General features: G+C 64.6%; 16 protein-coding genes. 5 read left to right on the top strand and 11 right to left on the bottom strand.

Features of this window, described 5'->3' with window-relative positions; all coding sequences use genetic code 11:
* Nucleotides 1-27: 27 nt before the first annotated feature.
* Nucleotides 28-1191, top strand: a complete 1164-nt coding sequence (locus KDD17_RS13300) for a M20 aminoacylase family protein (protein WP_212704100.1) — start codon at nucleotides 28-30, stop codon at nucleotides 1189-1191.
* On the opposite strand, the gene KDD17_RS13295 is transcribed toward KDD17_RS13300, so the two are convergent.
* The 10 genes from KDD17_RS13295 to KDD17_RS13250 all read right to left on the bottom strand — a co-directional run bounded on the left by KDD17_RS13295 (nucleotide 1188) and on the right by KDD17_RS13250 (nucleotide 13173).
* Nucleotides 1188-1658, bottom strand: a complete 471-nt coding sequence (locus KDD17_RS13295) for a GNAT family N-acetyltransferase (RefSeq protein ID WP_212704099.1) — start codon at nucleotides 1656-1658, stop codon at nucleotides 1188-1190. The two genes, KDD17_RS13300 and KDD17_RS13295, sit on opposite strands and share 4 nt — an antisense overlap.
* A complete protein-coding gene (locus KDD17_RS13290; RefSeq protein ID WP_212704098.1) occupies nucleotides 1655-2527 on the bottom strand; it encodes a dimethyl sulfoxide reductase anchor subunit family protein in 873 nt (290 codons plus the stop codon). Before KDD17_RS13290 ends, KDD17_RS13295 begins: the two co-directional genes overlap by 4 nt.
* Nucleotides 2527-3285, bottom strand: coding sequence for a 4Fe-4S dicluster domain-containing protein (locus KDD17_RS13285; protein WP_212704097.1), 759 nt, complete (start codon nucleotides 3283-3285; stop codon nucleotides 2527-2529). The genes KDD17_RS13290 and KDD17_RS13285 overlap by 1 nt, the downstream gene beginning before the upstream one ends.
* A 73-nt stretch (nucleotides 3286-3358) precedes the next feature.
* Nucleotides 3359-6184 (bottom strand): molybdopterin oxidoreductase family protein, encoded by a 2826-nt coding sequence (locus KDD17_RS13280; protein ID WP_212704096.1) that lies wholly within the window; start codon nucleotides 6182-6184, stop codon nucleotides 3359-3361.
* Nucleotides 6181-7191: a phosphate acetyltransferase gene (pta, locus tag KDD17_RS13275; RefSeq protein ID WP_212704095.1), complete on the bottom strand. Its 1011-nt coding sequence runs from the start codon at nucleotides 7189-7191 to the stop codon at nucleotides 6181-6183. Before pta ends, KDD17_RS13280 begins: the two co-directional genes overlap by 4 nt.
* A gap of 32 nt (nucleotides 7192-7223) precedes the next feature.
* Nucleotides 7224-9002: a sulfoacetaldehyde acetyltransferase gene (xsc, locus tag KDD17_RS13270; protein ID WP_212704094.1), complete on the bottom strand. Its 1779-nt coding sequence runs from the start codon at nucleotides 9000-9002 to the stop codon at nucleotides 7224-7226.
* A gap of 84 nt (nucleotides 9003-9086) precedes the next feature.
* Entirely contained in the window at nucleotides 9087-10571 is a 1485-nt protein-coding gene (gene pdxR / locus KDD17_RS13265) for a MocR-like pyridoxine biosynthesis transcription factor PdxR (RefSeq protein WP_212704093.1), read from the bottom strand.
* A gap of 273 nt (nucleotides 10572-10844) precedes the next feature.
* Nucleotides 10845-11102, bottom strand: coding sequence for a YMGG-like glycine zipper-containing protein (locus KDD17_RS13260; RefSeq protein WP_212704092.1), 258 nt, complete (start codon nucleotides 11100-11102; stop codon nucleotides 10845-10847).
* Between the two features lie 54 nt (nucleotides 11103-11156).
* On the bottom strand, nucleotides 11157-11777 hold the full coding sequence (locus KDD17_RS13255; protein WP_212704091.1) for a class I SAM-dependent methyltransferase: 621 nt from the start codon (nucleotides 11775-11777) through the stop codon (nucleotides 11157-11159).
* A gap of 4 nt (nucleotides 11778-11781) precedes the next feature.
* On the bottom strand, nucleotides 11782-13173 hold the full coding sequence (locus tag KDD17_RS13250) for an aminotransferase family protein (RefSeq protein WP_212704090.1): 1392 nt from the start codon (nucleotides 13171-13173) through the stop codon (nucleotides 11782-11784).
* Nucleotides 13174-13843: 670 nt separating this feature from the next.
* On the opposite strand from KDD17_RS13250, the gene KDD17_RS13245 reads away from it, so the two are divergent.
* From KDD17_RS13245 to KDD17_RS13235, 3 genes are all read left to right on the top strand, one after another.
* Nucleotides 13844-14845, top strand: coding sequence for a taurine ABC transporter substrate-binding protein (locus KDD17_RS13245; protein ID WP_431358128.1), 1002 nt, complete (start codon nucleotides 13844-13846; stop codon nucleotides 14843-14845).
* A 116-nt stretch (nucleotides 14846-14961) separates the two neighbouring features.
* Nucleotides 14962-15771, top strand: coding sequence for a taurine ABC transporter ATP-binding protein (locus KDD17_RS13240; RefSeq protein ID WP_212704089.1), 810 nt, complete (start codon nucleotides 14962-14964; stop codon nucleotides 15769-15771).
* Nucleotides 15768-17039, top strand: a complete 1272-nt coding sequence (locus KDD17_RS13235) for an ABC transporter permease subunit (RefSeq protein WP_212704088.1) — start codon at nucleotides 15768-15770, stop codon at nucleotides 17037-17039. Before KDD17_RS13240 ends, KDD17_RS13235 begins: the two co-directional genes overlap by 4 nt.
* A gap of 349 nt (nucleotides 17040-17388) precedes the next feature.
* On the opposite strand, the gene KDD17_RS13230 is transcribed toward KDD17_RS13235, so the two are convergent.
* Nucleotides 17389-19497 carry a DEAD/DEAH box helicase gene (locus KDD17_RS13230; protein WP_212704087.1) on the bottom strand — a complete coding sequence of 703 codons (2109 nt, stop codon included), beginning with the start codon at nucleotides 19495-19497 and terminating at the stop codon, nucleotides 17389-17391.
* 163 nt (nucleotides 19498-19660) lie between these two features.
* Between KDD17_RS13230 and KDD17_RS13225 the strand changes: the two genes are divergently transcribed.
* Complete coding sequence (locus KDD17_RS13225; RefSeq protein ID WP_212704086.1) at nucleotides 19661-20380, top strand: hypothetical protein; 720 nt, start codon at nucleotides 19661-19663, stop codon at nucleotides 20378-20380.
* Nucleotides 20381-20383: the final 3 nt, after the last annotated feature.

The following is a 20383-nucleotide window of genomic DNA, read 5'->3' as shown; positions in this document are numbered from 1 at the left end:
ACTGCCCTGATGCGAGAGCCACAGCCCATGAACATCCTGCCCACCATCGCCCAAAGCGACGCCGAGTTGCGCGCGATCTTCCGCGATCTGCACGCCCACCCCGAGATCGGGTTCACCGAGCACCGCACCGCCGGTGTCGTGGCCGAGCACCTGCGCGCCTACGGCGTCGACGAGGTGCACGAGGGGCTTGGTGGCACCGGTGTCGTCGCCCTGATCCACGGGCAGCGGCAGGGGAACCGCCGCGTGGGCCTGCGCGCGGATATGGACGCGCTGCCGATCCACGAGATCACCGGGCTGGATCATGCCTCGACCACCCCGGGCGTGATGCACGCCTGCGGCCACGACGGGCACACCACCATGTTGCTGGGCGCGGCCAAGCACCTTGCCGCCACGCGCGATTTCGACGGCACTGCCGTGCTGGTGTTCCAGCCCGCCGAGGAAGGGCTGGGCGGCGCGCGCCGCATGATCGCGGAAGGGTTGTTCGAGCAGTTCCCCTGCGACGAGATCTACGGGATGCACAACATGCCCAACGGCACGCCGGGTAAGGTCGGCATCTGCAAGGGTGTCGCCATGGCGGGGGCTGCCTTTTTCGACATCACGGTGACGGGCAAGGGTAGCCATGCCGCGCGTCCTAGTGACGGGCGCGATGCGCTGATCATCGCGGCCTCGCTGGCGAGTGAGCTTCAGACCATCCTCAGTCGCAATGTGCCGGCCCTCGATGCTTGCGTGCTGTCGGTGACGCAGATCCACGCGGGCGCTGCCTATAACGTGGTGCCGGAGGTGGCGACGCTGGCGGGCACGGTGCGCTATTTCAAGGACGAGATCTATGACCTTGCGACCAGCCGGATGCAGGCGATCTGCGACGGGTTTGCGCTGGCGCATGGGGTCGAGATCACGCTGGATCTGCGCAATGTCTTTGACGTGTTGATCAACGATGCGGCGCTGTCGGATGCCTATCTGGAGGCGGCCGCCGACATCGTCGGCCCCGACAACGTCTTTGACAAGGATCAGCCGGCTACCGGGTCCGAAGATTTCGCCGATATGCTCAAGGTCGTGCCCGGGGCCTATTGTGTGCTGGGCCACGCGGGCACCGTGCCGCTGCACAATCCGGCCTTCGTGATGGACGAGGAGATGCTGGGCGTCGGCGCCTCGGTCATGGCGCGGATCGTGGAGCGGCGGCTGGCGCTTTAGGGTAGTGGGCGGGTCATCTGCGGGAGCGTGCGGCCGGGGATCGAGCCTGAGGGCACGTCGCGCCGCCAGCGAAAGCCTAAGTCTTCGTAGAACGGTACAGCGGCGGGATCGGCATCGAGTATGAGGCTTGCAAAGCCCTGGCCCATCGCGGTCCGGTGCAGGCGGCGCCACAGAAGGCGCCCGATGCCCTGCCGCTTGTGATCGGGGTCGATGAAGAACGCGTGCACTTCGCCCACGGTGTCAGTGTGGGGCCGCAGCGCGGCACACCCCAGTGGCGTCCCGCCACGTTCGGCCAGCCAGTAGGTGCTGGCGATGAGGCGCGCGGGGGTCACGCGCAGCTCGTGCGCGCAGGCGGCCATGAAGGCGTCGTCGTAGCCGTTGGAGTGCTTGGAGCGGTAGATCAGATCGCTCAGCCCCGGCGCGTCGGGCGCGCGCGCGGGGCGGAGGATCAGATCGGGCAGGCTCACCGCTTGCCGTAGTAGAGGCCGACGACATGCTCGGCCTCGGCAAAGAAGAGCCAGCGCGCGCAGAGCACGCCTGCCAGATGTGCAAGCACGGCGGCAAAGCCCCAGATGTGATGGAACGGCAGTAGCATCAGCACAATCGGCACGCCGGCCATGAGCGCCAGCGCAATGAGGCGCAGCTTTTGCGCGTGTTTGCGGCCCACCACATGCACGAATTCGCGGAGCAGGTAGTTTGTGCCGGTATGGGGCGGCTCGAACGCGCGCACGGTGCCGATGGTGCCGAGGCCCGTGGCCGTCGCCATGTCGGTGCCGCTGTGCGCCAGCGCGTCGTCGCCGCGTTTCCACGTGATGACCTGAATGGCCGCCGCCGCGACCAGCAGCACCAGCGCGATCTGCACCTGACCGGCCAGAAGCGCGCCGCCCGCCAGACATAAAGACAGGAAATTCGCGGGCGTGAGCGGGGTGTTCCAGCGCGGCACGGTCTTGAGCTGGCCGTAGATCATTGAGGTGGTGAACACGGTGGCGAGCGAGAAAACGGCGCCAAGCACGCCGAGAAGGGCCCAACGCTGCGCAAAGAAGATCATGCCGATGGCGTAGAGCCCCATCAGCAGCAGGGCGGCCACGGCGCACCATGCCTCTCGCGACAGCCAGCTGGTTTTCCACTGGGTAAACGCCTTTAACGCGCGTTCGGGGTGGCCCAGGTGGAAGGTGGAGGAGATCAGACCGCCCACCGCCAGCGCAAAGGCGATGGCAAAGAAGATGAAGGCATTCAGCCCGGTCATCGCGGGCATGCCCAGGCCCAGCCAGAACAGCAGGCCGAACCCCAGACCGGAGAAGGACGAGAAGATGATGACGGAAGGTGCGGGATGCATCAGAGTTTCTCCAGCGTCTTGTCGAGCCAGCCGAGAAAGCCCTGCGGCTCTGACGCGACAGGCTCAAGGAAGGGGGCGAGGATGTCGATCTGTTCGTCTGACGCGCCCAGCTGGTCCTTGGGGCGGGGCGGCAGGTATTGGTTGACGGGTTTTGTGCCCTGTTCGGGCATCAGGTCGACGCCGCCCCGCTCGGCCACCAGCTGGCTGACGTCGGAATCGGGATCCCCCAGATCGCCGAAGTGCCGTGCGCCTGAGGGGCAGGTGCGCACGCAGGCGGGCTGGCGGTCTTCTTCGGGGAGGTTTTCGTTGTAGATGCGATCGACGCAGAGCGTGCATTTCTTCATCACGCCTTCGGCGGCGTCCATCTCGCGCGCGCCGTAGGGGCAGGCCCAGGCGCACAGGCCGCAGCCGATGCAATCACTTTCGTTGACCAGCACGATGCCGTCCTCGACCCGTTTGTAGCTGGCGCCGGTGGGGCAGACGGTGACGCAGGGCGCGTCCTCGCAGTGCAGGCAGGATTTGGGGAAGTGGATCAGCTGCGCCTCGCCCCCTTGCGGCTGAACCTCGTAGCTGTGCACGCGGTTGAGGAAGGTGCCCGAGGGGTTCGCGCCGTAGGGATCCTGATCCGACAGGGGCGCGCCGTAGTTCTCGGTGTTCCATCCCTTGCAGGAGATGACGCAGGCATGACAGCCGACGCAGGTATCCAGATCGATGACAAGGCCGAGCTTTTTATCGGTGTGGGTGGGCAGTTGGGTCATGTCGTGTCCTTTGCCGCCGGAGCCGGAATTTTCGAAAATTCCGGGCAAAATTTTTCGAAAAATTTTATCGCGCTCATTTGCCGACCTTCCATTTCAACTCTTCCGGGCCGGTGCCCACGGGCGAGGCGATGGGCGGCATCGCCGGCCGGCTTTGCGCATCACTGGGCGCGGCGACCTTTTTCAGCGCGACCTTGAGGTCGAACCACGCCGCCTGCCCGGTGATCGGGTCGGAATTGGCCCAGCGCAGCCCGTCGCCCTTGGGGGGCATCAGCTCGTGAATGAGGTGGTTGAGCAGAAAGCCCTTGGTCGCCTCCGGCGCGTCCGGCTCCAGCGCCCAGGCGCCCTTGCGTTTGCCGATGGCGTTCCACGTCCAGATTGTATTGTCGTTGAGCGCGGCCATCTCCATCACCGGCACCGTGATCGCGCCGTGGGGGGAGGTGATCTCGGCCCAGTCGCCGTCTTGCAGGTCATGCGCGCGCATCAGCTTGGTCGGCAGATACATCGGGTTGCGCCCGTGCAGTTGGCGCAGCCAGGCGTTCTGGCTGCCCCAGCTGTGATACATCGCCATCGGGCGCTGGGTGAGTGCGGTGATGGTGAAGCCCTCGTTGCCCTCCTGATCGGTCTCGTACCAGATCGGCAGGGGCGACATCTTTTCCTTGAGGCGCGCGCGCAAGTGCTCGGGGGGCTGCCGCTCCCCGTGGCCTTCGGCAGCGCGCTGGAATTTGCGCATCGGCTCCGAATAGAGGGTGAACAGATAGGGCTGCGGCGCATCGAACAGGCCCATCTTCACGGCCCACTCCTGATAGGCCATGTTCCACGGTTTGTAGTAGTTGGCCCCGTCGGGGATATGCTCAACAAAGAACCCACCGTTTTCGATGTAATTGTCGAGCTGGCTTTCGTTCACGCCGCCGCGCCCGGACTGCAGCCCGTTCTCGCCCATGCGCCAGCCGGCCAGCGGCCCGACACCGGGGCGGCGTTCGTGGTTGACGATGTAGTCGGCGTAATCGGCGTATTTCTGGCTTCCGTCCGCGTTGGTAAAGGCGGGCAGGCCCAGCCGGGCGCCCAGATCGCAAAGCGCGGATTGGAAGCCTTTGACGTTGCGGTCAGGCTCCACCACCGGCCAGCGGATCGCATCCGCCGCCGCGTCCGCCTCGCAGATCGGGCGGTCGAGCAGGGAGATACAGTCGTGCCGTTCCAGATAGGTCGTATCGGGCAGAATCAGATCGGCGTAGGCGACCATTTCGGAGCTGTAGGCATCCGAGTAGATGATGCGCGGGATCACGTATTCGCCGCTTTCATCGCGGTCGGTGAGCATCTGCTGCACGCCGGTCGTGTTCATCGACGAATTCCACGACATGTTGGCCATATACATGAACAGCGTGTCGATCTTGTAGGGATCGCCCGCGTAGGCGTTCGAGATCACCATATGCATCAGCCCGTGGGCGGACATGGGGTTTTCCCAGGTATAAGCCTTGTCGATACGGGCGGGCGTGCCGTCGTCCTTGAGTGCCAGATCCTCCGGCCCGTGCACAAAGCCCAGGTGCGGCCCGTCGAGCGGGGCGCCCGGCGTGACCTTGCAATGCGGTTTGGGGTGGGCCGTCGCGGGTTTGGGGTAGGGCGGTTTGAAGCGGAAGCCGCCGGGCACCTCGACGGTGCCAAGCAGGATTTGCAGCGTGTGCAGCGCGCGGCAGGTCTGGAACCCGTTGGCGTGGGCCGAAATGCCGCGCATGGCGTGGAAGGACACCGGGCGGCCGGTCATGGTCTGGTGCGTCTCGCCTCGGAAATCGGTCCATTCATGGGCCAGTTCGAACGCCTCGTCAAAGGCCACGCGCGCCAATTCGGCTGCGAGCGCACGGATGCGGGCGGCGGGCAAGCCAACTGTTTCGGCCACGGCCTCGGGCGCGTATTTGTCGTCGAGATACATCTCGACCATCTGGTGGAACACGGGCTTATGCGTCACGTCGGCGACGCGGTGCGTGGCGGTCAGATCGGGGCGCACGCCTTTCTTGTCAAAGGCGGTCGGCTTGCCGGTCGCGCGGTCGATGACCAGCTCTTTGCCGTCCTCGTCGCGCAGTTTCATCCCGAAATCGGGCGATTTTTCGTCGCCGTTCAGCAGCACGGCGGCGTCGGTATATTGCGCGAGGTAGTGGAAATCGATCTTCCCGGCCTTCATCAGGCAATGGATCATCGAGAGGATGAACAGACCGTCGGTGCCCGGCGTGATGCCCACCCAATCGTCGGCCACGGCGTTGTAGCCGGTGCGGATCGGGTTCACGCCGATCACGCGGGCGCCGCGTTTCTTGATCTTGCCGATGCCCATCTTGATCGGGTTGCTGTCGTGATCCTCGGCCACGCCGAACAGCATGAAAAGCTTGGTATGGTCCCAATCGGGCTGGCCGAATTCCCAGAACGCCCCGCCCATGGTGTAGATGCCCGCCGCCGCCATGTTGACCGAGCAGAACCCGCCGTGGGCTGCGTAGTTGGGCGTGCCAAAGCTTTGTGCCCACATCGAGGTGAACGACTGCGACTGGTCGCGCCCGGTGAAGAACGCGAGCTTTGAAGGGTCCGTTTCGCGGATGGGTCTGAGCCAGCCTTCGGCGATGCCGTAGGCCTCTTCCCAGGAGATTTCCTCGAATTTGCCCTCGCCGCGGTTGCCAACGCGTTTCATCGGGGCGCGCAGGCGCGAGGGCGCGTTGTGCTGCATGATCCCGGCAGAGCCCTTGGCACAGAGCACGCCCTGATTGACCGGGTGATCGCGGTTGCCCTCGATATAGGCGACCTTGCCTTCCTTCATGTGCACGTTGATGCCGCAGCGGCAGGCGCACATGTAGCAGGTCGTCTTGCGCACCTCGTCAGAGACCTTGGGGCTGAGATCCAGTGTCGGCTGTTTATGGGTCATGATGGCTCCTGAGGGGTGGCCTGAAGGGTGGTCACGGCGATGATGTTTGTCACATCCTGCGCGGTGCAGCCCCGTGACAAATCGTTCGCGGGGCGCGCGAGGCCCTGCAGCACGGGGCCGATGGCGTCGCAGCCGCCGATGCGCTGGGCGATCTTGTAGCCGATGTTGCCCGCGTCCAGGTTGGGAAAGATCAGCACGTTGGCGTGGCCTGCCACATCCGATCCCGGTGCCTTGGACGCGCCGACGTCGGGCACGAACGCCGCGTCGAATTGCAGCTCGCCGTCGGCGGGCAGGTGGGGATGATCGCGCTGCAGGATCGCCAGCGCATCGGTGACCTTGGTCACGCGCTCGTGCCGGGCCGATCCCTTGGTGGAAAAGCTGAGCATGCCGATTTTCGGCGCGTCGCCCAGTAGCTGCGCGCAGGAGGCGGCGGATTGCGCGGCGATGGCGGCGAGTTCGCCCGCATCGGGGTCGATGACAAGCCCACAATCGCCAAAGACCATGGCGCTGCGCCCCGAAGGATGCCCATCGGGCAGCGCCATGAGGAAAAAAGACGACACAAGGGCCGCATCGGGCGCCTTGCCGATCATCTGCAGGGCCGCGCGCACGGTGTCAGAGGTGGTGGCGACCGCGCCGCCGACGGTGCCATCGGCATCGCCGTTGCGCACCATGAGGGCCGCAAAATTCAGCGGATCGCGGGCGGCCCGCGCCGCGACATCCTCGCTCACGCCCTTATGCTTGCGCAGCTCGAAATACAGCGCGGCGTAAGCCTCGGTCAGCGGCGATGTTTCGGGATCCTGAATCGTCAGCGCCTTGGCGCCGGTGGCATCCGCGCGCGCCAGCTGTGCGTTGATTTCGGCGGCGGGACCGACAAGGGTGATCGGCCCCATTCCCGCGTCAAGGGCGGCCAGCGCACCGGCCACGACCCGGGGGTCGTGGCCTTCGCTCAGGACGATATGGGCAGGCCGGGCGGCGGCGCGGGTTTGTAGATCGCGCAGCACGCTCATGGCCTGATCCCTTTATGTGTGGCGGTCTGCACTCAGACCGTTTGTTCGCGCATGTCGGCGGGGTCGATCCCGGCCACGGCGACGGGTTTTTTCATCGCGTCGCGGCGGAAGGGCTCACCCAGTTCCTGGTTGATCATGGCCTCGATGAGCGTGGTCTTGCCGTGCTTCATCTGATCCTCGATCGCCTTGGCCAGTGCGGCGGTCAGCTCTTCCTGGGTGCGGGCAACCACACCTTCGAGGCCGCACGCCTTGGCGATGCCCGCGTAGGAGACTTCCTCGTCCAGCTCGGTGCCGACAAAGTTATCCTCGAACCACAGGGTCGAGTTCCGCTTTTCCGCGCCCCACTGGTAGTTGCGGAAAACGATTTGCGTGACCGCAGGCCATTCGCCGCGGCCGATGGCCGTCAGCTCATTCACCGCGATGCCGAACGCGCCGTCCCCGGCAAAGCCCACGACGGGCACGTCGGGTTGGCCGATCTTGGCGCCGACGATGGCGGGCAGGCCGTAGCCGCAGGGGCCGAACAGACCGGGCGCCAGATATTTGCGGCCCTCGTTGAACGCCGGATAGGCGTTACCGATGGCGCAGTTGTTGCCGATGTCGGAACTGATGATCGCCTCGACGGGCAGCGCCTGCTGGATCGCGCGCCACGCCATGCGGGGGCTCATCCAGTCAGGCTTGGCCGCGCGGGCACGTTCGTTCCAGGTGGTGCCGGGATCGTCCTGCTCCTCGTTCATCGAGGTCAGCTCCTGCGCCCATGCCGATTTTGTCTGTGCGATCATTGCCTTGCGCGCGTCGCGGTCGGTGTCGCCGGCCGTATCGGCAAGCTTTTCGGTCAGGGATTTGGCGACCTTCGCCGCGTCGCCCACGATGCCCACGGTCACTTTCTTGGTCAGGCCGATGCGGTCGGGGTTGATGTCGACCTGAATGATCTTGGCGTCCTGCGGCCAGTAGTCGATGCCGTACCCCGGCAGGGTCGAGAACGGGTTGAGACGGGTGCCAAGGCACAGCACAACATCCGCTTTCGAAATCAGCTCCATCCCGGCTTTCGAGCCGTTGTAGCCCAGCGGCCCGGCAAACAGGGGGTGGTTCCCGGGGAAGGCGTCATTGTGCTGGTAGCCCACGCAAACGGGTGCGTCGAGCTTTTCGGCCAGCACCTTGGAGGCCTCAATCCCGCCCTTGGCCAGCACCACACCGGCGCCGTTGAGGATGACGGGAAATTTGGCCGAGGACAGCAGTTCGGCGGCCTTGGCAATCGCTTCTTCGCCACCGTTGGGGCGCTCGAATTCCACGATCTCGGGGATCTCGATGTCGATCACCTGCGTCCAGAAATCACGCGGCACGTTGATCTGGGCGGGGGCAGAGGCGCGCTTGGCCTGGATGATCACGCGGTTCAGCGTCTCCGCGATGCGGGACGGGTCGCGGACCTCTTCCTGATAGGCGACACAGTCGGCGAACAGGTTCATCTGCTCCATCTCCTGGAAGCCGCCCTGACCGATCGTCTTGTTCGCGGCCTGTGGGGTAACCAAAAGCAAAGGGGTGTGATTCCAGTATGCGGTTTTCACGGCGGTGACGAAGTTGGTGATGCCGGGGCCGTTCTGCGCGATCATCATCGACATCTTGCCGGTCGCACGGGTGTAGCCATCGGCCATGAAGCCGCCGGAGCCTTCGTGCGCGCAGTCCCAGAAGGTGATCCCCGCCTTGGGGAAGATATCCGAGATCGGCATCATGGCCGAGCCGATAATACCAAAGGCATGCTGGATGCCGTGGCGCTGGAGCGTTTTTACAAAGGCTTCTTCGGTCGTCATTTTCATGGGGGGTTCCTTGTCAGATTACAGGGCGATTCTTGCGTTGCACGCAGGATACCGGGGTGGGCGGTTGAGTGTTAGGGCCAGTTTCTATGCCCGGATATGGCCAATGCCGGAGGTCTGCGCGATGCCGCGCGCAAGCTCTGCGAGCCCGTCGGCGATGCGGGTTGCGGGGATCGAGCTGTAGCCCAGCCGGTAGAAGTTGCGCGGTCTTTCCGCGCCGCCGAAGAACGATTGCCCCGGCTCGATCAGCACGCCGCGCTGACGCAGACGTGCGGCCAGCGCATGGGTGTCGATGTGATCGGGCGCGCGCATCCAGAAAGATGAACCACCGTGCGCCCCTTGGCCCGCCACTTGCAGCCCGTGGGCGCGGATGCCTTCCTCCATACGCGCGCGGCGGTCATGCAGCGCGTTGCCCATGCGGCGCACCAGCGCATCGTAATGGCCCAGCGACAGGAAATAGGCCGCCGTGCGCTGGGTGTGGCCCGGCGGGTGGCGCAGCACGCTGGCGCGCAGGGCGCGGGCCTCGCGGATAAACGGCTCGGACCCCACCAGATAGCCCAGGCGCAGACCGGGAAACAGCGATTTGGAAAAGCTCCCGACATAGATCACCCGCCCGTCGGTATCGAGCGATTTGAGCGCGGGCGATGGCGCGCGCAGGAACGATGTCTCGAACTCGTAATCGTCCTCGACGATCAGCGCGTCCATCTGGCGGGCACGTTCCAGAAGGGCGCGGCGGCGCGCCAGTGGCATGGTGGCGTTGGTCGGGCACTGGTGGCTGGGGGTGGTGAAGATGACGTCCGTATCGGGTGGAATCGCCTCGGGCGGGAGGCCGTCGGCGTCCACGCGCACGGGGTTCACATGGCAACGCGACTGGATCAGGATATCGCGCAGCGCGTGGTAGCAGGGATCCTCCAGCGCCGCGCGGCGGCGTTGCGTCAGCAGTACCTGCGCCGTCATCCACAGCGCATTCTGCGCGCCCATGGTGATCAGGATCTGTTCGGGCTTTGCGGTGATGCCGCGACGCGGCAGGGTGTGGCGGGCGATGAATTCGATGAGGTTCGGATCGTCCTGATCGTAGTAATCCGACGTCATGGATTCAAAGTCGCGCTGGCCCAGGGCCTGCAAGGCGCAGAGCCGCCAATTGGCGTGGTCAAACAGCGACTGATCGGCCTGGCCGTAGACAAAGGGATAGCGGTATTTTGACCAATCCTGCGGCTTGCTGGGCGTCACGCCACCGCTAAAGCGCTGGCCGAGCGCGCGTGCCCAATCCACGGCATCTTCCGCGTCGGGCGTGGGTGAAAAGCTCGGCGGCGTTGGCGCGTTTTCGGACACAAAATAGCCCGACCGCCCCTTGGACGTGAGGTAGTCGTTGGCCAACAATTCGGTGTAGGCAATCGTGACGGTGATGCGGCTGACGCCGAGATGCGTGGCGAGTTTGCGGGTCGAGGGCAGCTTTTCTCCGGGCTGGAAACGTCCCGACAGTATGCCCTGTGCAATCATCTGCTGGATCTGCGATTGCAGCGTGCCCTGTGCGTCGGGTTGCAGAAAGAATGTCTCGACCGGAAGCGCCATAACACCTTTCTAGACTGGCCTTATGTGGATTGCAAATTGGACCTATCGGAGAGTGATTTTGGCTTTCAATGTCATTATCATACGCTACCTGATCTGATAATGGAAGCGCTTATTGAGACTTAAGGTTTCACTCAGTATCGATTTCGAGATGGTTTGACGATGCACGGACCGTGCACAACCCGTGCACAGAAAGTATGCCAATACACGGGGCCCGCAGGCACAAAAAAAGGGCTCCCGCGTGGGAGCCCTTGGGGACGATGTATGGCTGCGCGATCAGGGGCAGGCAGCGGTATAGCGTTGGCCCGCGCTGTTTTGATAGACGCACTGCCCGTTGTTGGCGCGCCCGATGTAGTTGCCTGCGGCGGCACCTGCGGCGCCGCCGACCAGGGCGCCGACAACCTTGTCGTCGTCGCCCGAAACCGCGACACCGGTCGCAGCCCCCAGAGCGGCGCCTGTCAGCGCGGCCTGGTTCGGGGTGTCACAGGCGGCGAGTGCGGCCATCATGGGCAGGGCGATCAGAATCTTTTTCATGAGTTTGTCTCCAGTTATTCCACCGCATCAACAGTCGGTCCGCGCATTGGTTCCCTAAAATTCGCGGGCTGTGCGTAAAACCGCCCATCGCCAGCGTGCGCCGCTCGCCTGTTGCGCCCGTGCGGGCATCAGATCGGTTATGCGCAGGCCCGCGCCGATGGCTTGCCTGCGCAGGCGCATGGGGTCGACGCCGTAGCCCGGTCGGTCGGGTGCGGTGGGGCCGTCACGCAGCGAGATCCAGATCTGGCCACCGGGGCCAAGCAGCCCGCGCAGACGGCGCAGGGCGGGGGCGCGGTCGGCGGTGGGCAGGTGGTGCCAGACCGCGCTGATCAGCACCAGATCGAACGGCCCGCGCACCCCATGCAGATGTGGCAGCCGCGCGGGGGACCACGCCAGATGGGGGTGGGCGCAAAGCGCGGTCACCGGCTCTACCGCCGTGACTCTATGCCCGGTACGGGTAAGCCAAGCCGCATCGCGCCCGGTGCCCGCACCGATGTCGGCGATGCGCAGACGGCGCCGGCAAAGCGCGGCGCGCAGCGGCCAGAGCAGGGCGGCGCTGTCGAGGTGATCGAAACGGGGGATCAGGGTGGCGCGGGCGCGGGCGTAGGCGGCATCAAGCGCGCGGGCGCGGAATCCCCCCGCGCCCGGAGGGGGCGCGAGGGGTATGAGTGTCACGGTATCAGCCGAAAACGCGGCCAATCGCGCCGTCGACGGCGGCAACGATCTGGTCGATGTCGTCCTTTGTGGCGATCAGCGCGGGCGAGAAGCACAGCGTGTTGTTCTTTCCCGGCAGCGAGCGGTTGGTCGCACCGATCACGACGCCTTGCTGCATGCAGTCGGCCACCACGGCGCCGACCATCTTTTCCACCGCAGGCTCGCGGGTCGTGCGATCCGCAACCAGTTCGGCCCCGAGGAACAGACCCTTGCCGCGCACCTGACCGATGGCCGCGTGCTTGTCCTGAAGCGCGCTCAGCTGATCGAGCATGTAGGCGCCCATGGCATTGGTATTGTCGAGCAGGTTCTCGCGTTCGATGATCGCCATATTCTCGATCGCCGCCGCGGGCCCTGCCGTGCATCCGCCGAAGGTCGAGATGTCGCGGAAGTAGTTGAGCGGGTCGGAGGCGTCGTCCTTGAACATCTCGAACACCGCTTCGGTGGTGACGGTGCAGGAAATCGCGGCGTAGCCCGACGCCACCCCTTTGGCCATGGTCACGATATCGGGTTTGATGCCATAGTGCTGATAGCCGAACCAGGTGCCGGTGCGGCCCACGCCACAGACGACCTCGTCAATGTGCAGCAGAATGTTGTACTGGGTGCAGATCTCCTGCACGCGCTCCCAATAGCCGTCTGGGGGCGTGATGACGCCGCCGCCTGCGGTCACCGGCTCAAGGCACAGTGCGCCGACGGTATCGGGACCCTCTTCGAGGATGACCTTTTCGATCTGGTTGGCGGCCCACACGCCGTAGTTTTCATCCGGTGCGCCGTCCTGCTCATGCTTGCGGTACTCAAGGCAGTGCGGGACCATGACGAACCCGTCGGGGAAGGGGCCGTAATGGGCGTTGCGCTCTTCCTGGCCGCCGGCGGCCATCGTGGCGATGGTGCCGCCGTGGTAGTCGCGCTCGCGGTAGAGGATCTTGTATTTCTTGCCGCCATAGCGCTTTTGCGCGATCTGGCGGACCATCTTGAAGCCCTTTTCGTTGGCCTCGGAGCCGGAGGAGGCGAAATAGACGCGGCTCATCCCCGGCATTTTGGCGATCAGCTGCTCGGAGAAGATCGAGCCGGGGATCGAACCCGCAGTGCCGCCAAAGAAGTTCAGTTTGATCAGCTGGTCGCGCACGGCATTGGCGATTGATTCGCGGCCGTAGCCGACGTTGACGGTCCAGACACCGCCCGCAACGGCGTCGATATGCTCCTTGCCGTGCTGGTCCCAGACGCGCATGCCCTTGCCTTCGACAATGATGCGCGGATCCGTTGTTTCATAGGGTTTGTGCTGGCTCAGGTGATGCCAGACGTGGGCGCGGTCCGCCTCGACGATGCGGGAGATATCGTTTTCGTTGAATGTACCGTCCATTGGACTGACCTTTCAATTGCGCTGTGCGTGTGAATTCGGGGGGTCATATTTTGACCGATACCATAGCAGACAGGCAAACGTCGCCGAAAAATAGGGCCAGACGGTTTGATTGAATATATCCAGCCCCGGACGGGCGAAGGTTTGCCGAAATTTTGGGCTTGGCCCGGAAAAAATCTTTCGGACGTCGGCATCGGTGCGCGGGGTCCAAATCGCGAGCTTGCCGAGGGTGCTGCGCGAGGCAAACCTTATATACGTATAATTTCCAGATGCTTAGACAGAGTCCATCGCTGCATGAGACCCGGCCTCGGGATAGAGTCGATCGGTGATGGGCGTCATTGGACTTAAATCGACGGCGCAACTGGTCCTATGTGTTTCGTGTTTTCGGCGCAGAGTGACCGTGCGGGGCCATGGCACTGTTCCATGATCCCGCACACGCCACATCGGGTCACTCTAATGGCCTGATAATACATGATCTCTTGCCTAGGGTTTCAAAGAATCCGCAATGCTCAACCGGCGCGATATTGGGTCAGAATGTCTCAATTTCAGCCGAATCATTGTTGCAAGTGCACAGGGCATCCCGCACGATGCCGATCGTCGGTCGCCTCGGGCGGCCACAGACCTCCAGCATCGCCAAGGTGCGGGGGACAAAGTAACTGGGAGTTATATTACCATGATGAAGAAAACAGTAAGCGCATTCGTCGCCGGCGCCGTGATGTCGATGACGGGGGCCGCCGCATTCGCTGACGGTCACGAGGAAATCACCGTCGCCTACTTCCTGGAATGGCCGATGCCGTTTCAGTTCGCGAAAGTGAACGGCACCTATGAGGAAGCGCTGGGCAAGAAGATCAACTGGGTCAGCTTTGACAGCGGCGTGGCAATGTCCGCGGCAATGGCATCGGGTGACGTGCAGATCGCCGTGAGCCAGGGTGTGCCACCCTTCGTGGTTGCCGCGTCCGGTGGTCAGGATCTTCAGATCGTTGACGTCGCCGTGTCCTATTCCGAGAACGACAACTGCGTCGTCGCCTCCGCACTGGAGATCGACAAGGAAAGCGCGGGCGAGCTGGCGGGCAAGAAAGTCGCCGTGCCACTGGGCACCGCCGCGCACTATGGCTTCCTCAAGCAGATGGACCACTTTGGCGTGGACGTCGCGTCCCTGTCGGTCGTTGACATGGCGCCTGCCGAAGGCGCCGCGGCCCTGAGCCAGGGCGCGGTCGACATGGCCTGTGGTTGGGGTGGTGCGCTGCGCCGCATGAAGGAATCGGGCAACATCCTGCTGACCGGTGCCGAAAAGGAAGAGCTGGGCATTCTGGTGTTCGACGTGACATCCGCGCCTGCGTCCTACGTGGCCGAGAACGGTGACGAACTCGCCGCATTCCTCAAAGTGACGGCGGAAGCCAACGCGATGTGGAACTCCGGTGAGAACACCGAGGAAATGCTGCCCGTGATCGCCAAGGACGCCGGCATGGACGAGGACGCGACAGCCGAGACGCTGGCGGGTTTTGCCTTCCCATCGGTCGAAGAGCAGCTGAGCGAGAAGTGGCTGGGCGGCGGTAGCGCCACCTTCATGGGCGGTGTGGCGGACGTATTCGTCCAATCCGGTTCCATCGACAGCAAGCTCGACAGCTACGAGGGCACCGTGAACACCGGCCCACTGGCGTCGATCGCCAACTAAGCACGACACTGTCGGGGCCCGGTGCGTTCTGCGTGCCGGGCCTTGCACATAAAGGCCAACCGCGACCCGGCACACCGGGTCCACCGACTGCGGCCACGCGGTCAGAAAGCAGGGACATGTCCGGACTTTCCATTTCAAACCTTTCCATGCGTTTCGATCTGCCCGGCGGCGGGCATGTGCAGGCGCTTCAGGATGTGACGCTGGACCTCAAGGCCGGTGAATTGCTGAGTGTGCTGGGCCCGTCGGGCTGCGGCAAGACCACGCTTTTGAACATTGTTGCGGGCTTTCTGGCGCCCACGGACGGGGTGATGACCCTCAACGGGCACAAGATCAAAGGCCCCGACGCAGAGCGCGGCATGGTGTTCCAGCAAGGCGCCCTGTTCGAGTGGATGAGCGTGCGCGAGAACGTCGGCTTTGGCCCCTCGATGAAGGGGATGCCCAAGAACGACAAACGCGAGATCGTGGATCATCTGCTGAATGTCGTCGGCCTGCAGGATTTCAAGGAAAAGGCCGTCTATGAGCTGTCGGGCGGGATGCAGCAGCGTGTGGCGCTTGCCCGCTGTCTGGCCAACGACCCCGATGTGATCCTGATGGACGAGCCGTTGGGAGCACTTGACGCGCTGACGCGCGAGAAAATGCAGAGCCTCGTGCTCAAGCTGTGGAAAGAGACCGGCAAGACGATCATCCTGATCACCCACTCCGTCGAGGAGGCGTTGCTGCTCGGAGAGCGTCTGATCGTGATGGCGCCGCGTCCGGGGCGTATCCACAAGGAATACCGCCTGCCGTTTGCCGAGGCCGGCGTGAACGCGGACCTGCGCGAGGTCAAGAAACATCCCGAATTCGGGCCGCGACGTGAAGAGATCCTGTCGATGATCTGGGACATGGAAGAAGAGATTATGGGCCGCACAGAGGAGACAGGGGCATGACCGGTTTTGTCGTCCTTGCCGTTTATATCGGCATATTTGTGGGTTCTGCCTTTGTCGTCACCCGGCTGATCGGGGGCGGGATCCGCGACTATACCGCGCTCAAGACCGTGACATTCGGCGATGAGAGTGCCGTGCGCCCGAACCGGGCGGCGGGCATCATTTCGATCCTGACGCTGTTTCTGCTGTGGGGGATGTTCACCGGGTCCGCGTGGCTGCCCGGGTTCCTGCACGCGCCCGCACCCTACGCGGGGCAGACGTCGTTTGAATATACCGTCGAGGCCAACGGCCAGACGGATACCGCAGAGGTCACCGTTCTGGTGCACAACCGCGAGGAAAACCCCGATCCGATCGAGGTTGAACCCGGCGAGGGTATGGCCAAGAACGACAGCATCACGGTGGCCCAGTACCGCAGCCAGCTGGTGCAGTTCGACCGCAATGATGACGTGTCCAAGAGCGATGGCGCGACGGTCGTGGCGATCAACGGGACACGTGTCACGCCCGGCGACCGGGTCGAGATTCCGGGCGGGTCCGTGACGATCTCGGACAAGGGGACGCCGAATTTCGAGCCGGACAACGGATGGCAGATGGAGCCGCTCTATCTGCCCTCGCCCGAAGCGGTGGTGGAGCGGACCTTTACCGTGCTGGACGAAGGGTTCCGCGGCACGTCGCTGCTGGGCCATTTGGCCTGGTCGCTGTTCCGGGTTGTTGCGGGTTTCATCTGCGGGGCGATTGTCGGGATTCCGCTGGGCTATGCCATGGGGCTTTCCAACTGGTTCCGGGGCTGGTTCGACCCGATCGTGGAATTCATGCGGCCCGTGCCGCCCTTGGCGCTGATCCCGCTGGTGATCATCTGGGCGGGCATCGGGGAGACGGGAAAGATCATCCTGCTGTTCCTTGCGGCGCTCTGGATCATGGCGATTGCGGCGCGGTCGGGGGTGTCGGGGGTCAAGATCTCGAAGGTGCACGCGGCCTATTCGCTGGGGGCCAGCAAGTGGCAGATCATGCGCTACGTGATCATCCCCAACTCGCTGCCGGAGATCTTTACCGGCGCGCGGGTGGCGATGGGTGTGTGCTGGGGCACTGTTGTGGCGGCGGAGCTGGTCGCGGCGGAGAAAGGGGCGGGCATGATGATCATGGTCGCGTCGAAATTCCAGAACACCGACATCGTCATTCTGGGCATCATTCTTATCGGCATCATCGGTTTCGGCATCGACATGCTGATGCGCGCGGTCGAGCGATTCCTCGTACCGTGGAAGGGCAAAGGCTGATCCGCAGCTTCGCTGCGGCAAACTCTCCAGTGGAGAGTTTGAAGCCTTTGCGGGCGGAGCCCCGGGGGTCCTGTGAGAGATCGCGCGGCCCGAGCCCCGGGGGACGGGCCAGGGCTCGGGCAGACGGAGCTCCGGGGGGCTGGTAAGCATCCAGACGCTAGCAGAAAGGCCGGAGCTGACGCTCCGGCCTTTTGTGTTCTCAAGGCCCGCTGCGGGGATCGATTTTTTGAAAAAATCGGGCCGGAATTTTTGAAAAATTCCGATACGCCGTCGGTTGCCGTTGTAGGGGACGCCGACGGCGGGATTCAGGTATTTGTAAAAGGGTGCAGGGGCGGGAGGCGCGTGCAGATCAGCCTTTGCGTTTTGGCGGTTTGGTGCCGCCGGGTTTGCCGGATTTGCCCGGAGGGGTGAACCGTTTGGACGTATCAGCGGCGCGGTTTGGTTTGCGCGCGCTGGTCTCTGCCGGTTTGCCCTTGTCTTTCCACACCGGTTTGGCGCCGGATTTTGGTTTGCCCGCGCTGCGGGGTTTGGTGCTCTCGGGACGATCCCCGGATTTGGGGCCGTCTTTTTTCCAGACAGGTTTGGCGCCGGATTTTGTGCGGGGGCTGGGTTTTTCGCCGGTCTTCGGGCGCTCGGCGCTTTTGGGTTTTGAGGCGGCGGCCGGGGCGGGGCTGCGGTCGGTTTTGTGGGATTTTGGCGGGCGTTTGGGGTCGCGTTTGGCGTGCGCGGGGGCCGCGCGGGGCGCGTCGCGGTCGGGGCGCTGGGGGCGCTCGGGCCGCTCTTGTTTGGGCGCGCGCTCGGGGCGCGGTCCGTCATTCTTGCGGTGGGCGGGTTTTGGGCCGCGTGGTGCGTCGCGGTCACGCTCGGGGCGGGGGCCGAAATCGGGTTTGCCCGCCACGCGTTCCAGCGTCACGCCGTCTTCGGCCTGCATGTCGGCGCCCAAGGCTTTGGTCAGCCGGTCGACGGCGCCTTCGGCCACCTCGACGAAGGAGTGGCGCGGCATGGAGCGGATGGCGCCCAGATCGTCGCGGGTGAGATCGCCCTTGCGGCAGAGCATCGGCAGAAGCGTGCGCGGGCCCGCGCCGTCGTCGCGGCCCACCGAGACGCGAAACCACACCGAGGGGCCAAATTCGCGACGGTCGCGGACTTCGCGTTCGGGCTGGGCGCTTGCATCGGCCAGCTCTTCGGGGGCCGAGCCGCGCGCGCGGAAAAGCGCGACGAAAGCGCTAGCCAGCTGTTCGGCGGAGTAGCGGTTGGCGAGGGTGGCGACCATATCCACCGCATCGTCGGGTGTAGGGGTGTCCCAGGCGGGATCGTTGAGCAGGCGCTCTTCGTCGGCCTTGTTCACGTCCTCCACCGACGGGGCCGGGCCCCATTCGGCCTCAAGCTTGGCCCATTTGAGCAGGCGCTTGGCCTTGCCCGCGGCCTTGCCCGGCACGATCAGCGCCGAAACCCCCTTGCGTCCGGCGCGGCCCGTGCGGCCCGAGCGGTGCAGCAGCGTGTCGGAGTTGGTAGGCAGATCGGCGTGAATGACCAGTTCGAGGTTGGGCAGGTCGATGCCGCGCGCGGCCACATCGGTGGCCACGCAGACCCGCGCGCGCCCGTCGCGCAGCGCTTGCAGGGCGTTCGTGCGCTCAGATTGCGTCAGCTCCCCCGAGAGGGCGACGACCGAGAAGTTGCGGTTGGTCAGCCGCGTGGTCAGCCGTGCCACGGCGGCGCGGGTGTTGCAGAACACGATGGCGTTTTTCGCCTCGTAAAAGCGCAGCACGTTGAGGATCGCGTTTTCGGTGTCGCGCGGGTGCACGTTGAGCGCGCGGTAGGTGATGTCGGCGTGCTGCTTGGTCTCGGACAGGACCGACACGCGTTCGGCGTCGTTTTGGTATTTCTGCGCCAGCTTGGCGATCGCCGGGGGCACGGTGGCGGAAAACAGCAGGGTGCGGCGTTCGGCGGGGGTTTCGGTCAGGATGAATTCGAGATCTTCGGAAAAGCCCAGATCGAGCATTTCGTCGGCTTCATCCAAGACCACGGCGCGCACGTTCGACAGATCGATATTGCCACGTTTGATGTGGTCGCACAGGCGGCCCGGCGTGGCCACGACCACATGCGCGCCGCGATCCAGCGCGCGGCGTTCGGTGCGCGTGTCCATGCCGCCCACGCAGGTCGTCACCACCGCGCCCGCAGGCCCGTAGAGCCAGCCGAATTCGCGCGCCACCTGCATCGCCAGCTCGCGCGTGGGGGCGATCACCAGCGCGAGGGGTGCATCGGCAGGGCCGAATTTCGGCGCATCCAGCAGCGTGGGGGCGATGGCGAGGCCAAAGGCCACCGTCTTGCCCGATCCGGTCTGGGCGGAGACCAGCAAATCGCGGTCGGTGAGGTCGGGGTTGGTGACGGCTTCCTGCACGGGGGTCAGCGTGTCGTAGCCCTGTGCGGCAAGCGCGTCGGCAATCGTCTGGATCAAGGGATGTTCCTGGGAATCATGTAGGGGTTGGCCCGGCCCTAAAGGCTTTGGCGGCGATTGTATACGGATCATTTTGCCCGGCGGCGCCGGGGAAGGGGCAAAAGGGACTCGTCAGAATCGGGATTTACATGTAGAACAAAAGTAGAACAAAAAGGAGGAATGAATGAGAGACGATTCTTCTTTGACCCTGGATGGGGCCGGGTTGTCGCCTGGCCAGCTGGTGGATTTGCGCGCCAAACGGGCGGTCACGGCGGTGGACAGCCCCGCGGTGGATCAGCCGGTGCTGCGCGATGTCTTTGCCGCGCGACCCTTCGACGGCGCGGCGACGGGGTTTGTGCTGGCCTGTCTGCCACGCTCGAAACGGCCGGTGTTATGGGTGTCGGATCGCGCCTCGCGGCAGGAGAACGGGCGGCTCTACGGGGCGGCGGTGCCCGATGTGACCTTTCTGCGGGTCGAGGTGAGCCACCCGCGCGACGTGCTGTGGGCGATGGAAGAGGGCGCACGCTGTGCCGGGCTGTCGGCGGTGGTGGGCGAGGTGTACGGCGCGCCGCCGGTGCTGGATTTCACGGCGACCAAGCGGCTTGCCATGCGGGCGGAGGCGTCGGGCCTGCCGATCTGGCTGCTGCGCTCGGGGCAGGCCGAGGGGCTGTCGGCGGCGCGCGAGCGCTGGCGCGTGGGGTCGGCCCCCTCGCAGGTGCATCGCGACAATCCCGCAGCCCCCGGTGCGCCGTTGTGGGAGGCGGAGCTGTTTCGCGCGCGGGGACGTGCGCCGGGCATCTGGCTGGCGGCTCATGACCCGCGTGCGCGTGACGATGCGGACCGGTTGCGGTTCATGGCGCCCGATACGGCCACGCCCGTCGTGGCGGATGCGGTGGCGATGTGAGGC

This window comes from Sulfitobacter albidus (assembly GCF_018200035.1).
GTDB classification, from domain to species: Bacteria; Pseudomonadota; Alphaproteobacteria; order Rhodobacterales; family Rhodobacteraceae; genus Sulfitobacter; species Sulfitobacter albidus.
The sequence above is the reverse complement of the archived record's forward strand: the minus strand, read 5'-3'. Positions and strand labels throughout refer to the sequence as shown.

Bases quoted from the DNA above. Each gene is read 5' to 3' on its own strand.
- KDD17_RS13260 (WP_212704092.1), bottom strand. From the start codon at position 11,102: ATGAAAAAGATTCTGATCGCCCTGCCCATGATGGCCGCACTCGCCGCC.
- xsc (WP_212704094.1), bottom strand. From the start codon at position 9,002: ATGAAAATGACGACCGAAGAAGCCTTTGTAAAAACGCTCCAGCGCCAC.
- KDD17_RS13225 (WP_212704086.1), top strand. From the start codon at position 19,661: ATGAGAGACGATTCTTCTTTGACCCTGGATGGGGCCGGGTTGTCGCCT.
- KDD17_RS13285 (WP_212704097.1), bottom strand. From the start codon at position 3,285: ATGACCCAACTGCCCACCCACACCGATAAAAAGCTCGGCCTTGTCATC.
- KDD17_RS13250 (WP_212704090.1), bottom strand. From the start codon at position 13,173: ATGGACGGTACATTCAACGAAAACGATATCTCCCGCATCGTCGAGGCG.
- KDD17_RS13240 (WP_212704089.1), top strand. From the start codon at position 14,962: ATGTCCGGACTTTCCATTTCAAACCTTTCCATGCGTTTCGATCTGCCC.
- pdxR (WP_212704093.1), bottom strand. From the start codon at position 10,571: ATGGCGCTTCCGGTCGAGACATTCTTTCTGCAACCCGACGCACAGGGC.
- KDD17_RS13245 (WP_431358128.1), top strand. From the start codon at position 13,844: ATGATGAAGAAAACAGTAAGCGCATTCGTCGCCGGCGCCGTGATGTCG.
- KDD17_RS13280 (WP_212704096.1), bottom strand. From the start codon at position 6,184: ATGACCCATAAACAGCCGACACTGGATCTCAGCCCCAAGGTCTCTGAC.
- KDD17_RS13235 (WP_212704088.1), top strand. From the start codon at position 15,768: ATGACCGGTTTTGTCGTCCTTGCCGTTTATATCGGCATATTTGTGGGT.
- KDD17_RS13300 (WP_212704100.1), top strand. From the start codon at position 28: ATGAACATCCTGCCCACCATCGCCCAAAGCGACGCCGAGTTGCGCGCG.
- pta (WP_212704095.1), bottom strand. From the start codon at position 7,191: ATGAGCGTGCTGCGCGATCTACAAACCCGCGCCGCCGCCCGGCCTGCC.
- KDD17_RS13290 (WP_212704098.1), bottom strand. From the start codon at position 2,527: ATGCATCCCGCACCTTCCGTCATCATCTTCTCGTCCTTCTCCGGTCTG.